The organism is Anaeromyxobacter oryzisoli, from assembly GCF_022690765.1.
GTDB classification, from domain to species: domain Bacteria; phylum Myxococcota; class Myxococcia; order Myxococcales; family Anaeromyxobacteraceae; genus Anaeromyxobacter; species Anaeromyxobacter oryzisoli.
In genome coordinates this window covers 50968-64493 of sequence record NZ_JALCZA010000012.1, presented here as the reverse complement: position 1 = coordinate 64493, position 13526 = coordinate 50968, and the positions used below count along the sequence as shown (strand labels likewise).

The 13526-nt window shown below is 74.6% G+C and carries 9 protein-coding genes; 5 read left to right on the top strand and 4 right to left on the bottom strand.

The genetic code is table 11. The features are described from left to right. The first annotated feature begins 113 nt into the window (after nt 1–113). Together aroG and MNZ27_RS06370 are read left to right on the top strand one after the other, a co-directional pair. Nucleotides 114–1205 (top strand): 3-deoxy-7-phosphoheptulonate synthase AroG, encoded by a 1092-nt coding sequence (gene aroG, locus MNZ27_RS06375; RefSeq protein WP_242393204.1) that lies wholly within the window; start codon nt 114–116, stop codon nt 1203–1205. A gap of 60 nt (nt 1206–1265) precedes the next feature. Further along, the gene (locus MNZ27_RS06370) at nt 1266–2654 is read left to right on the top strand and encodes a DEAD/DEAH box helicase (protein WP_277957654.1); all 1389 of its coding nucleotides are present in this window, start codon (nt 1266–1268) and stop codon (nt 2652–2654) included. A 20-nt stretch (nt 2655–2674) separates the two neighbouring features. Here MNZ27_RS06370 and MNZ27_RS06365 read toward each other — a convergent pair whose 3' ends face one another. Then, nucleotides 2675–3835: an ABC transporter substrate-binding protein gene (locus tag MNZ27_RS06365; protein WP_242393202.1), complete on the bottom strand. Its 1161-nt coding sequence runs from the start codon at nt 3833–3835 to the stop codon at nt 2675–2677. Between the two features lie 138 nt (nt 3836–3973). Then, complete coding sequence (locus MNZ27_RS06360) at nt 3974–6559, bottom strand: PEP/pyruvate-binding domain-containing protein (protein WP_242393201.1); 2586 nt, start codon at nt 6557–6559, stop codon at nt 3974–3976. A gap of 170 nt (nt 6560–6729) precedes the next feature. On the opposite strand from MNZ27_RS06360, the gene gdhA reads away from it, so the two are divergent. Together gdhA and MNZ27_RS06350 are read left to right on the top strand one after the other, a co-directional pair. Beyond that, on the top strand, nt 6730–8082 hold the full coding sequence (gene gdhA / locus MNZ27_RS06355; RefSeq protein ID WP_332842780.1) for an NADP-specific glutamate dehydrogenase: 1353 nt from the start codon (nt 6730–6732) through the stop codon (nt 8080–8082). Between the two features lie 663 nt (nt 8083–8745). Continuing rightward, nucleotides 8746–10629, top strand: a complete 1884-nt coding sequence (locus tag MNZ27_RS06350) for a S41 family peptidase (RefSeq protein WP_242393200.1) — start codon at nt 8746–8748, stop codon at nt 10627–10629. Nucleotides 10630–10711: 82 nt separating this feature from the next. Here MNZ27_RS06350 and MNZ27_RS06345 read toward each other — a convergent pair whose 3' ends face one another. After that, complete coding sequence (locus MNZ27_RS06345; RefSeq protein WP_242393199.1) at nt 10712–11155, bottom strand: response regulator; 444 nt, start codon at nt 11153–11155, stop codon at nt 10712–10714. A gap of 278 nt (nt 11156–11433) precedes the next feature. Here MNZ27_RS06345 and MNZ27_RS06340 point away from each other — a divergent pair, with 278 nt between their 5' ends. Beyond that, nucleotides 11434–11637 carry a hypothetical protein gene (locus tag MNZ27_RS06340; RefSeq protein ID WP_242393198.1) on the top strand — a complete coding sequence of 68 codons (204 nt, stop codon included), beginning with the start codon at nt 11434–11436 and terminating at the stop codon, nt 11635–11637. Nucleotides 11638–11663: 26 nt separating this feature from the next. On the opposite strand, the gene MNZ27_RS06335 is transcribed toward MNZ27_RS06340, so the two are convergent. Then, nucleotides 11664–13412, bottom strand: coding sequence for a hypothetical protein (locus MNZ27_RS06335; RefSeq protein ID WP_242393197.1), 1749 nt, complete (start codon nt 13410–13412; stop codon nt 11664–11666). Between the last annotated feature and the right edge of the window lie 114 nt (nt 13413–13526).

Below are 13526 nucleotides of genomic sequence, written 5' to 3'. Positions count from 1 at the left end.
CCGCCCGGCGGGGCGCCCGCACGATCGCGCGGCGGGCGCTCGCCCGGCCGCGCGTCCGGAGGCGACCTGCGCTAGGATTCCGCCCCCGCCTCACGCCCCCCGGGAGAGAACGCATGCCCTTCAGCACCGACGACCTCCGCATCCGGGAAATCCAGGAGCTCGCGCCCCCGTCCCACCTCATCCGCGAGTTCCCGTGCACCGAGGAGGCCTCCGCCGTCGTGCACGGCGCCCGGCAGGCGATCCACCGCGTGCTGCACGGCATGGACGACCGGCTCGTGGTCGTGGTCGGGCCGTGCTCGATCCACGACGTGAAGGCCGCGAAGGAGTACGCGGCGCGCATCCTCGAGGAGCGCCGCCGCCACGCCGCGGATCTCGAGGTCGTGATGCGGGTGTACTTCGAGAAGCCGCGGACCACCGTGGGCTGGAAGGGGCTCATCAACGACCCCGACCTGGACGGCACCTACCGGATCAACCAGGGCCTCCGCACCGCGCGCCAGCTCCTCCTCGACATCAACGAGCTCGGGGTCCCCGCCGGCTGCGAGTTCCTCGACATGATCACGCCGCAGTACATCGCGGACCTCGTCGCCTGGGGCGCCATCGGCGCCCGGACCACCGAGAGCCAGGTCCACCGCGAGCTCGCCTCGGGCCTCTCCTGCCCGGTCGGCTTCAAGAACGGCACCGACGGCAGCGTCCGGATCGCCATCGACGCCATCAAGGCCGCGCAGCAGCCGCACCACTTCCTGTCGGTGACGAAGGGCGGGCACTCCGCCATCGTGTCCACGAACGGGAACGAGGACTGCCACATCATCCTGCGCGGCGGGAAGGTCCCCAACTACGACGCCGCGAGCGTCGAGGGCGCCTGCCAGGCGGTCGGCAAGGCGGGGCTCGCGCAGCGGCTCATGATCGACGCGAGCCACGCGAACTCGAGCAAGAAGCCGGAGAACCAGGCGCCGGTCTGCGAGAACGTGGCCGCCCAGGTGGCCGGGGGCGACGGGCGGATCGTCGGCGTCATGATCGAGAGCCACCTCGTCGCCGGGCGCCAGGACCTCGTCGCGGGGAAGCCCCTCACCTACGGCCAGAGCATCACCGACGGCTGCCTCGGCTGGGAGGACACCGTCCGCGCGATGGACGCGCTCGCCGAGGCGGTCCGGGCGCGGCGCGTGAAGGGGGCCGGCTTCCACGGGACCGAGGAGGAGCCGGGCTGACGCACGGCGGGCGGCCTGGCGGGGTCGCGTCCGCCGCGTCGCACCGCTATAGTGCGCCGCTTGACCACGTTCAGAGACCTGAAGCTCTCCGAGAAGCTGCTCCACGCCGTCGAGCGCGCCGGCTTCGAGAACCCCACCCCCATCCAGGCGCAGGCGATCCCCCCGGCGCTCGCCGGCCGCGACGTCATCGGCACCGCGGCGACCGGCACCGGCAAGACCGCCGCGTTCCTCCTCCCCATCGTCGAGCGGCTCTCGGCGCGCGCCGGCCGCCCCGGGCCGCGCGCGCTGGTGCTCTCGCCCACCCGCGAGCTCGCGATCCAGACCGCCGAGCAGCTCGAGCGGTTCGGCCACGGCCACCGCGTCCGCGGCGCGCTCGTCATCGGCGGCGTCGGCCTGGGGAACCAGGCGCGCGCCCTCCAGGACCACGAGGTGATCGTGGCGACGCCGGGGCGGCTCGTCGATCACCTGCAGCAGGGCACCGCGCGGCTCGACGGCGTCGAGATCCTCGTCCTCGACGAGGCGGACCGGATGCTCGACATGGGCTTCAAGCCCCAGCTCACGCGGATCCTCGCGCGCCTCCCGAAGGTCCGCCAGACCCTGCTCTTCTCCGCGACGATGGCCGGCGAGGTGGCCGACTTCGCCCGGGCGCACCTGAAGGACCCGGCGAGGGTCGAGGTGACCCGCAGCGGCACCACCGCCGCGCGGGCGGAGCAGCGGGTCTTCCGCGCCGCGCAGCAGGAGAAGCTCCCGCTGCTGCTCGCCCTGCTCCAGGAGGACGCCCTCTCGACGCTCGTCTTCACCCGCACCAAGCGCCGCGCGGACAAGGTGGCGAAGGTGCTCCAGCGCGCCGGCCACGACGTGGCGCGCATCCACGCCGACCGCTCGCAGGCGCAGCGCCGGATGGCGCTCGAGGGCTTCCGGGAGGGCACCTACCGCGTGCTGGTGGCGACCGACATCGCCGCGCGCGGCATCGACGTGGCGGAGATCGGTCACGTCGTGAACTTCGACCTGCCGAACGTGCCGGAGGACTACGTGCACCGCGTCGGCCGCACCGCGCGGATGGCCGCGAGCGGCCGCGCCTCGAGCTTCGTCTCGCCGGAGGAGCAGCCGCTCCTGAAGGACATCGAGAAGCTCACCCGCGCCCCGATCCCGGAGGTCGAGCTCCCGCGCGCGTCGCCTGCCTTCCAGGCGGAGCTGAGCCGGCTCGCCGAGGCCCAGGCGAACCCGGGCCCCGGCGCGCGCCCCGCCGGCTTCAACCGCAACCGCCGCCGCGCCGCGGCCCACGCCGCGCGGCGGTCCGGCGCCGACGCGCCCGCGCTCGGAGGCGCGCGTCCGGGCAATGGCTCGGGGGCGCCGCCGAAGCCGACCGTCGCCGCGGCCGCGCACCGGCCGGCGCCGGGCGGGAAGCCGAGGCACGTCGGCTCCTGGGGCCCGAAGCGGCGGCGGTAGGCCGGGCGCCGGCGCGCGCGCTACCTCCAGCCGGGGAACGGGTACACCGGCTTCCCCTTCGCGATCTGCGGCGGGAAGACCGTCACGATCTTCCCGCGCTGGTACTGGAAGACCGGCATCTGGTGCCGGTTCTGGTTGGTGAAGCCCTCGAACGTCGCGAACTTCACCGGGCCCATGATGCCGGTCCAGCTCCCGCTCTGGAGCGCGTCCTTGATCTTCTTCCGGTCGGGGCCGACCTTCGCGACGACCTGGGCCATGATCATCATCGCCTCGTAGCCGGTCGCCGCGTGGTAGGTCGGGCGCTTCCCGAACCGCGCCTGGTAGCGCCGCGCGAAGTCGGGGGCGCTCGGCGCCATGTCCGGCGTCCACTGCGTCACCGAGAGCACGTCGTTCGAGATCTGCTGCTCCCCCTGGAACTGCTCGGTGTCGAACCCGGCCCCGCCGCCGAGGAACGCCTTCGGCGAGAGCCCCACCTCGCGCGACTGGCGCATGAGCAGGATGGCGTCGGCGACGTAGGACACCATGAAGACGAGGTCCGGGTTCAAGGACTTGATCTTCGTGAGCGTCGAGCGGTAGTCGGGCGCGCCCTTCTGGTACGCCTCGTCCGCGACGACGGTGAGCCCTCGCTTGCGGGCGATGTCCTTCCCGAGGGTGCTCACCGAGGTCCCGAAGTCGGTGGACTCGTAGACGAACGCGATCGTCTTCGGCTTCCCGAACGAGAGCGCCGCGTCGATGAGCTTCTCCGCGTACTCGTGCGCCGGCGCGCAGAGCCGGAAGACCCAGTCGTACCCCTGCCTCGTGATCTCCTCCTTCGACGCCACCGGGACGAGGAGCGGGACCTTGTACTGCTGCGCGAGCTTCGCGATGGCGTTCGCGGGGGCGGAGGAGTACGGCCCGACCACCGCCGGGATCTCGTCGCCCGCCGCGAGCTGCTCGAACGCGCTCATGGCGACCTGCGGCTTGCCGCCGTCGTCCTGCCGGAGGAGCGTGACCTCGATCCCCTTCTTCTTCAGGTCGTCGAGGGCGAGGTTCACCCCGTTCGTGAGGGCCTCGCCGATGGGCGCCTCGGGGCCGGTGACCGAGTTGATGAAGCCGAGCTTGATCTTCTGCTGCGCGTGCGCCGCGCCCGGCGACACGAGCGCGAGCGCCGCGAGGAGTGGCGCGAGACGGGTCTTCGTCACGGGGACCTCCGTTGGGCTCTCCCTTGAAATTGCTGCGCGCCGCGCGGGCGCGCCGCGCTCGACCCGCACGGGACTCCCCGCCGGGGCGCCACGGCTCGTCCGCCCGCGTGCGCGGGCGCAGCGGGGCAGGCCAAGGCGTCAGCGGGCGCCGGCGGGGGGCTCGAGGTAGCAGAGCACCTCCTGCCCGACGCAGCTCGCGTTGAGCCAGAGGGTCCGGCCGTCGCCGGGGAGCGGGAAGTCGATCACCCGGATCGCCTCCGACATCCGGGCGTCGTCCGGCGAGAGCTCCGCGAGCCGGTTCGGGGCGGCGCGCAGGCGGGCCTCGTCGAGCGCGTGCCCCGGGTACCCGGGGTAGAGCGCGACGTACAGCATGCTCTCCTCGACCAGGTCGTTGAAGAAGTGCGAGCCGAGCGAGACGTCGGGGATCACGTCGCCGAGCTTCATGATCTCGCAGAGCGCCGAAACCCGCTGGATCTCGGGGAACGAGACGGGGACGCCGAGCGAGGGCGTGGTGGTGCCCCAGCGGCCCGGGCCGAGGAGGAAGATCTTCCGCGCGCCCGCGGGGTCGAGCCGGGTGATCCGACCGACCACCCGCGCGACCTCGAACCGGTCCTGCGTCCCGAGCCGGACGTACGCGTCGGGGTCGACGTAGACGATCCGGTCGATGGGGGTCTGCGCGCTCGGGCCGACCACGGGGCCGCGGCTCGAGAGGAGCACCGCGTCCGCCGGGAGGTGGGTGGGCGGCGAGACGATCGCGCCGCCCTCGCGGACCTGGAGCGGCCGGCACTGCACGAGGTTCAGGCGCAGCTCGCCGTCGCCGACGAAGTTCCCGGTGAACTCGACGTCCACCGGGTACCGGTACGCGTCGCGGAGCACGGCGAGGAGCGAGCGGAGCTCCTGCACGAGCGGCGTCGCCCAGAGCAGCTCGTGGAACGTGAGCACGAAGCCGCCCGCCGGGTTCCGCGCGGCGAACCGCTCGACGGGCAGCCGCGGGCTCTCGGCGATCACCTCGTCGATCCCGAGCGACCCGAACCGGTGCGCCTCGAGGTCGATGACGTCCACGCGCCGCTGCGCGTACTCGCCGGTCTGGTCGAGGCTGGCCTCCGGGCGCAGGGCCGGCGCGTTCAGGGCGATGATGCGGGTGTAGTCGTCGTCCGCCCGCTCCACCGCGCGCGTGCCGAGGCCGAACACCAGCCGCACCACGCCCGCCTGCGGGTCGATGGCGTGGTTCCAGACGTACGGGTTGTAGGAGAGCGCGACGCCCGCGAGCTGCGGGTAGAAGAGGCGGCCGTGCACCGCGCCGGACACGCGCTGCACCAGGATCGCCATCTGCTCGTCCCGGTCGAGGAGCCCCCGCCGCTCGCGGTAGCGGAGGGCGTCCTCGCTCATCGCGCTCGCGTAGACCGTCTTCACCGCGGCGAGGAGCTCCTCGAGCCGCTCCTCGGGGGAGCCCTGGTTCGGGCAGAAGACGCTCTCGTACTTGCCCGTGAAGGCGTTGCCGAAGCCGTCCTCGAGGAGGCTGGAGGAGCGGACGATGATCGGCGACTGCCCGTAGAAGTCGAGCATCGAGACGAGCTGGCGCACGACGAAGGCGGGGAAGGTCCCGGCGGCGATCCGCGCGCGCGCCGCCGCGGCGCCCTCGAGGAACCCCTCGCGGCCGCGCTGCTCCCGCCGCGCGGCCCAGCAGCCGTTCTGGACGAGGAACGTGTAGAAGACGTCCGAGCCGATGAACCAGGAGTCGTGCGGCTCGAGGCGGCGCGTCCACGCCGGGTTGGTCTTGGCGAGGATCGCCCGGGCGACCAGCATGCCCGCCGCCTTGCCGCCGACGAGCCCCGTCCCGATCATCCGCCGCCGGATCGCGAGCAGGTCGTCGAGGTCGAGGTAGCGCGCGGCGAGCTCCGCGAACCGCTCGTCGCGCGTGAGCATCATCCGGAGGATCGACTGGAACACCTCCTGCTCGTCCTCCCAGGGCCGCGCGCCCGCGAGGACGCCGGCCTGGACCTCGCGCGCCCGCAGGAACCGGCGGTCCCACACGTCCAGGCGCGCCTCCGCGTCGAGGCGGCGCTCGGAGACGTCGGCGAGGGCCTCCGCCACCGCGGCGCTCTCCGTGAGGGGGCGGAACACGCCGTCCTCGCCGCGCACGTGCGGGAGGTACATCGTCGGGGAGTGGCGCCCCTGCACCTTGATCGGGTGGACGTGCAGGGCGCGCCGGTGGCGGAAGACGTCCACGAGGAGCTGGGTCGTGCCGCGGATCGCGTCCGCCGCCTCGTGCGAGTGGCCGTCGCGCTGCAGCGCGAAGTAGGTCACGGTCTCGAGCGCGTACAGGTACGGGCAGGTGACCATGAAGAAGTTGCCCAGCATCAGGTCGCTGTACCAGTCGGCGGCGAGGTCCGAGAGGCAGTCGAAGACGTAGAACGTCCCCCGCCCGCAGGCCTCGATGACGTCGTGGATCGCGGCGGTGAAGCTCTCGAAGCCGACGCCCGGCGAGAGCGGGTGGAGCTCGACGCCCTCCCGCTGGTCCACCACCGGCGCGTGGCGCGCGAAGCGGAAGTAGACGACGCGCCGGCCCTGCGCGACGGCCCGCTCGACGAACGGGCGGGCGAGCGGGAGGTAGTCCTCCACCGACTCGACCTGCCAGACGACGTTGTCCCCGGGGCGGAGGCCGCCGACCACGTCGTCGAGCGAGTCGAGGCCGGTGCTCGGTTGCGAGGCAGGGATGGTCATGGCGCGGCCGGCATCCTGTCAGGCCCATTCCTTCGTGTCGACGGGCCCCTGCGGTCCCTGAGCGCACCCCAGGCTGGAGGGGGGCCGGTTGAAGTGATGCCCGCAGATCGGGCACACTGCCGACCTTTCGGGCAGGGATCGCGCCCACAACCGAAGAACGGAGAGACGCTGTGAACAAGAAGATGGATGAGCGGCTGGAGACGATCTACCAGGACGTGCTGAAGCGGAACCCCGGCGAGGTGGAGTTCCACCAGGCCGTGCGCGAGGTGCTCGAGACGCTCGGGCCGGTCCTCGCGAAGTACCCCGAGTTCCGGGAGCGGAAGATCATCGAGCGGATCTGCGAGCCGGAGCGGCAGATCATCTTCCGGGTGCCGTGGCAGGACGACCACGGCGAGGTGCAGATCAACCGCGGCTTCCGCGTGCAGTACAACAGCGCGCTCGGGCCGTACAAGGGCGGGCTCCGGTTCCACCCGTCCGTCTACCTCGGGATCATCAAGTTCCTGGGGTTCGAGCAGATCTTCAAGAACGCCCTCACCGGCCTGCCCATCGGCGGCGGCAAGGGCGGCTCCGACTTCGACCCGAAGGGGAAGTCGGACAACGAGATCATGCGCTTCTGCCAGAGCTTCATGACCGAGCTCTTCCGCTACGTCGGCGAGCACACGGACGTGCCGGCCGGTGACATCGGCGTCGGCGGCCGCGAGATCGGCTACATGTTCGGCCAGTACAAGCGGCTCACCTCGCGGTACGAGGCGGGCGTGCTCACCGGGAAGGGGCTCGACTACGGCGGCTCGCTGGTCCGCACCGAGGCGACCGGCTACGGCGCCACCTTCTTCGTGCAGGAGATGCTGAAGGCCCGCGGGAGCGAGTCGTTCGGCGGCAAGACCTGCGTCGTCTCCGGCTCCGGCAACGTCGCAATCTACACGATCGAGAAGATCTCCCAGCTCGGCGGCAAGGTCGTCGCCTGCTCCGACTCGAACGGCTACGTGCACGACGAGCGCGGCCTCGACCTCGAGCTCGTGAAGCAGCTCAAGGAGGTCGAGCGGCGCCGCATCAAGGACTACGTGCAGTACCGCAAGCACGCGCGCTACGTGGAGGGCGGGAACATCTGGGAGATCCCGTGCCAGGTGGCGATGCCGTCCGCCACGCAGAACGAGATCAACGGCAAGGACGCCGCCCTCCTCGTGAAGAACGGCTGCATCGCCGTGGGCGAGGGCGCGAACATGCCGACCACGCCGGAGGGCATCAAGGTGTTCCTCGACGCGAAGATCGCCTACGGCCCCGGCAAGGCCTGCAACGCCGGCGGCGTCGCGACGAGCGCCCTCGAGATGCAGCAGAACGCCTGCCGCGACAGCTGGACGTTCGAGTACACCGAGAAGCGGCTCGCGAACATCATGAAGAACATCCACGAGAACTGCTGGGAGACGGCGGAGGAGTTCGGCGCCAAGGGCAACTACGTGGTGGGCGCGAACATCGCCGGCTTCATCAAGGTCGCGAAGGCGATGGTGGCTCACGGGTTGATCTGATCTAACGGGGCGTGCCGCCCCGCCCCGCCGAGCGAAGCTCGTCGGGGCCCCGCCCCGGCTGCGCGGGTCCCGTGACCTCGCGCGCTTCGCTTCGCGACGGCGCGCGAGGTCCCCGCGCGGAGGGGCTGCGCCCCTCCCCCCGCCTGCGGCGGGGTCCCTGCACCCTGCGTGACGGCAATGCCGGCGCTCCTCCGGGAGCGCCGGCGTTTTCATTTCGTCCACGCGGCGCTCCCGCCCGCCGTGAGCCCACCCTCCGTCACCGTGCCCGTCACCGTCACCGGTCTCTCCGTGACCCGTGAACCGGGTCGCGTGGCCCGTGGCCCGGACCCGTGATCCGACGGAGACACGGGCCACGGGAGGCGGGATGCGGGAGGCGGGCACGGATACGGGGAACGGGCACGGGTCACGGTGACGGCGGACCGGCAGCTGCGCCCTGACCTTCGTGCCGAGGTTCGCACGACGGGGCCACCGGTCCCCGACATCCCCACCACTCCACACACCTCCCCACGTGCGATCCGGACGCAGCGTCCGCGCGACTCCGCGCCGGTGCGCGTACCTACACCATCCGACAACCCGCCCCGGAATTCCGGGGCGCGCCGGAGTCGTTGGTGGGGCGACGACCGCGACCTCTCGCCAGGCGCCGCGTCGCACCTCCACCCACCGATGAACACCGCGATCCTGCTCGCCGCCGCCTTCTTCGCCGCCGCCCCCGCGGTCGCCCCCCGCACGCCGCCGTCGCCCGCCCCCGCCCGTGCGCAGCCCGCCCCCTCGACCGACGGAGATCCCTGCCGCGACCTCGACACGCTCGCGGAGCCGGCGACCTGCGGCAGCGCCCCGCTCTGCTCCGCGCGGCGGCGGGCTCGGATCGCGTGCGCCCTCCGCGACGCGATGCAGTCGCGGTACGTGTTCCAGTCGGTGAAGTCCCGCATGCTCGCCGCCGAGGGGCGCGCGTTCGATCCGCGGAGGCACCTCGACGCGTGCGTCGCCGCCGAGCGCGCGATCCCGCGCGAGGACGAGCCGCTCCGGTTCTACGACCGGATGCGCCGGTGCACCGCCGCCTTCGAGGACGGCCACCTGATGCTCTCCGTCCCCCAGGGCGTCCCGCAGGTCGCGCTGGGGGTCGCGCTCCGCCTCGACGGCCAGGGGCACGTCCGCGTCGCGCACCGCGATCCGGGCCTCGTCGCCGCGCTCGACGCCGCGTCCCGCGCGGCAGGCGCGCCCGGCGCGCGCGCGCTCGCCGTCGGCACCCGGGTCCTCGCCGTGGACGGCCAGCCCGTCGAGGCGGTCCTCCGCGAGCTCGGCGCGCTCGTGCCGGCCTCCTCCGAGGGCGCGCGGCGCGAGCGGGCCGTGGACGCGCTCACCCGCCGGAGCTTCGCCTTGCCGACCCACCGCACCGTGACGCTCACGGTGCAGCGGCCGCACGGGAGGACCGAGGACTTCCAGCTCGCGTGGTGGCTCTCCCCCGGCGGCGAGACCCACCCGCTCACCGCCGCGTGGGCGCGGCGCACCGGCGTCACCTCGACCACGCGGGTGGACTGGCGCCCCGAGGCGCGCGGCGCGTGGCTCCGGGAGGGCGACTCCGAGGGCCTCCTGCGCGGCGACCCGATCGTGCCCCCCGCCGCGGCCGCGCGCCTCCAGGCGTGGCGCGGCGACCGCGGCCAGCTCGCCGCCCGCCTCGGGGAGCTCGAGCCCTCCGGCGGGCCGCGCTTCTGCTACGCGCAGCTCCTCACCTTCCACACCGAGACCCTCTCCGACGGCGACGAGCCCCGCCCGTTCATGCAGGTGCTCGAGGGGTTCGTCCGCGGGTGCGGCGCGCGACACCTGGCCCTCGTCCTCGACCTGCGCCAGAACGAGGGCGGCTACATCGACCACTCGACCGCGCTCGCCGCGCTCCTCACGCCACCTCACCAGCGCTCGCCGGGCGGCGCCCTGGTGGTCCGCGCGACGGCCCAGACCGAGCGCGTGTACCGCGAGCGGGCCCCGATGCTCGGCGGGGAGCCGGACGGCGCCCGGCGCGAGGTCTCCGGGCCGGGCCGCGTGCTCCGCGCCATCGAGGACGCGCGACGCGACGGCCGCGAGTTCACGCCAGCGTTCTTCGACGCGCCCCTGCGCTCCTCGGCCGTGTTCGACGGGCGGGTGGTGGCCCTCGTGTCCCCCGCGTGCATGAGCGCGTGCGATCGCCTCGCCGGGATGCTCCGGAGCGGCGGCCGCGCCGTCCTCGTCGGCGGCCCGACCGAGGGGGCCGGGGCGAGCCAGCAGGAGACGCGCGATCTCTCCGCGCGCTGGATCGACCCGGACGAGCAGCTCGCGGTGTCGATCCCGAACGCGGCGATGGGCGTCCAGCCCGCGCTGGGACGAGCCCCCGGCGCGACCGCCGAGGAGTTCTTCTCCGCGCTCGCGCTCGAGAACCGCCCGGTCCAGCCGCACGTCTTCTACGCGACGGACCTCGGCGACCTCACCGGCCACGACCGCGGCTGGCTCGCGCAGACCATCTCGGCGCTCCGTCGCGACGCCGCGTCCGTCGCGCCCACCGCAGGCTCGCGCTGACGGAGCCGCGTCGGGGCGTTCGGATCCCCCGGCCTTCGCCGGCGGCGAGACGGAAGCGGGGCGCGGGCCGCCGTCGGTTCGGTCAGCCGCCGGGGGTCCCGGCGGCCTCGGAGCGCTCGAGCGCCGCGGCCACCGCCGCCGCGACGTCCTCCGGCGACGCCGGCCTCGCGACGAGCCGGTCCACCCCCGCCGTCTGGAGCGCCGCCCGGCCGTGCGCGTCGGCGAAGGTCCCGACGATCACGGCGCCCCGCAGCGTCGGGTCCCGCGACGCCCGGAGCATGCTCACGAGCTGCGCGCCGGAGACGCCGGCCAGCCCCTCGTCCACGATCCAGGCGTCCGGGGAGCGGCCGGCGGCGAGCCGCAGCGCCAGGTGAGCGGCCGGCACCGCCGTCGCGGCGAACCCGCGCCGCACCAGCAACGCGACCAGCGCGTCGGCGACCGCGTCGTCGTGCTCGACGACGAGGATGGTGCGGTACCCGAGCTCGCCCATGCCCGACAGGTGTGGCGCTCCGGGTCCGATGCACATCGCCCCGACGGGTCCGGGCCGCGTCCCCTTGGGGAGCGCGGGTGGGGTGGTGCGGCGCCGTTCACCGTTCGTCGCACCCGGCCCGTGCTCCGCGCAGCGCCCCCTCGGCGCCCTCGCCGCCCTCCGCGCCCCGGAGCGCCGTCCGTGCCCGTCGTCCCTTCGGGCGGCCGCATCAGGGCCGTGTCGGCGACGACCGCGGCGGAAGGACGTTGTGGGCGAGCAGCGCAAATGCGCGTTCAGCCGGCGGCGGGCGCCTGCGCTCGCGACGGGAGGCGCACATGGCGGGCATCGTCGTTTCCGGGCGGATGGCGGTCCTGTTCGACAAGGTGTCGCTCGACGCCGGCGCCGAGGTCGAGGAGCCGGTGGACGGGTACCGCTGCCGATGGTGCGGCTGGACCTACGTCGTGGACGATCCGAAGCTCATCCCGGATCACGAGTGTCACGGCGCGGTCGCCGCGCAGGCCGCGGCGCACGCACCGTGAGCTCGGGCAGGGCGCGAGCGGCGCCCCTACGCCGGTGACGCCACCCGCGCGTGGGCGCGGCGCCGGAGCCGCGGCACCAGGATCAGCGCCGCGCCGTAGCAGGCGAAGGCGGCGACGAGCGTCGCCGGGCGCCCCCGCGGCACGTCCTCGAGCAGGATCTTGAGGCCGATCGCCCCGAGGGCCGGCGGCGCGAGCCACCCCGCCTCGAGCCAGGAAGCACGCCGGCCGACCCAGGCCGCCGCGAGGGCGACGCCGACGAGGATCGCCGTCCGCACCGCCGCGACCGCGCCGGCCGCGGCGCCGCGCCCCGGCACGCCCGCGAGGATCGGCACGGCCCCGCCGATCGCCACCCCGGCGGCGGCGGTCACCGCCACCGCGGCGACGAGCGCGAGCTGCGGGAGCCGCTCCACCGTCCGGCTCCGTGGCACCGGGGCGCAGAGCCAGGCGGCGGCGCTCGCGGCGGGGACGACGAGCGCGGGCGGCGGCGACGCGGGCGCGGGCCGCCCGGGCGACGCCAGGATCGCCTCTCCCGCGCGGGAGAGGAGGCCGGAGGCGCCGGCGCCGATCAGCGCGTAGGCCGTCGCGTGGCCGGCGAGGGAGAGGCGCCCGGAGCGGCGCGCGATCGCCGCCGCCGCGACGGCGAGCGTCGCGCTCGCGAGCGCGAGGGCGCGGGCCGGGAGGAGGAGGGCGGCGCCGCAGGCGACGAGCACGAGCGCGAGCGACGCGTAGAAGTGGAAGTTCACCCGGTGCGGCCGGCGCTCGACGAACGCGAACGCCACCGCGTAGCCGGCGGCGCCCAGGGCCAGGCACGCCGTCCCCAGCGCGGCCGCGCCCGTCCCGGTCCGGTGCACCACGAGCGCGGCGCCGCCCAGCCCGATCGCGAGCGCGGCGACGCCCTGGACGACCTCGAACGGGACGACGCGCCGCCCGAGCAGCAGCGTGCGCGCCGCGATGCTCCCGAGGTACGCGGTGACGAGCACCCCCTGGACCCCGAGCGCCACCACCGGCCTCTCCGCCGCGGCCCCGCCGGTGGCGCGCAGCGCGAGCGCGCCCACCGCGACGTCCGCCGCGATCGCGATCGGGCCCCGCAGCGCGCGCCAGTCCACGACGTACCCGATCCAGAGCGTCGCGACGCCGAGCGCCACGAGCACGAGCGCGGGCGCGGGCGCCGCGAGCCGCCCCGCCACCGCCGCGAGCGCCGTCGCGCCGGCGACACCGCCGAGCGACACGATCCACGCGAGCGCGAGGAGGCGCCGCCGGACCGCCACGGCGAGCGCCGCGCCGGTGAAGGCGGCGAGCAGCACCGCGGCGAGCGCCGGCGGGAGCAGGCGGAAGCGGGAGGTCGCCTCGACCACGAGGGGGACGCCGATGATCGCCGCCGCGGCGCCATGGAACGCCGCGCTCGCCCTGGCGCCGGCCCGGCCGGCCCGATCCGCGAGGGCGATCCACGTCGCGGCGTACGCCAGGCCGAGGAGGACCGCGAGCCCGGCGGGGAGCGCGCCCGCGTCGGCCAGGGCCCGGAGCACGAACGCCCCCGCGAGCACGAGCAGGGTCCGTCCGACGAGCGAGGCGCTCGACGCGGCCGCCGCGAGGTCGGACCGCATCATCGCCGCGTCCGCCCCCGTGGGCGCCGGTCGGGCCCGCGCACGCCCTCGCTGCCGCGCGGGGGCGCCGGCGGCCGCCGCCTCCAGCGCGGCGAGCCGTTCCTCGAGCCGCCGCAGGCGCTCGCCCTGCACCGCGGTCCTCTCCTCGAGCTCCGTCAGCCGATCGCTCACGGCGACCTCCTCCGGGCAGGCAGGTCACGCCGCGGGCCGCCCGAAGGAGAGCTCGCGGGGAGAGCCCCTGCCGGAACGCGCGGGGGCGCGCTACAGCGCACCGATGATCTGCGC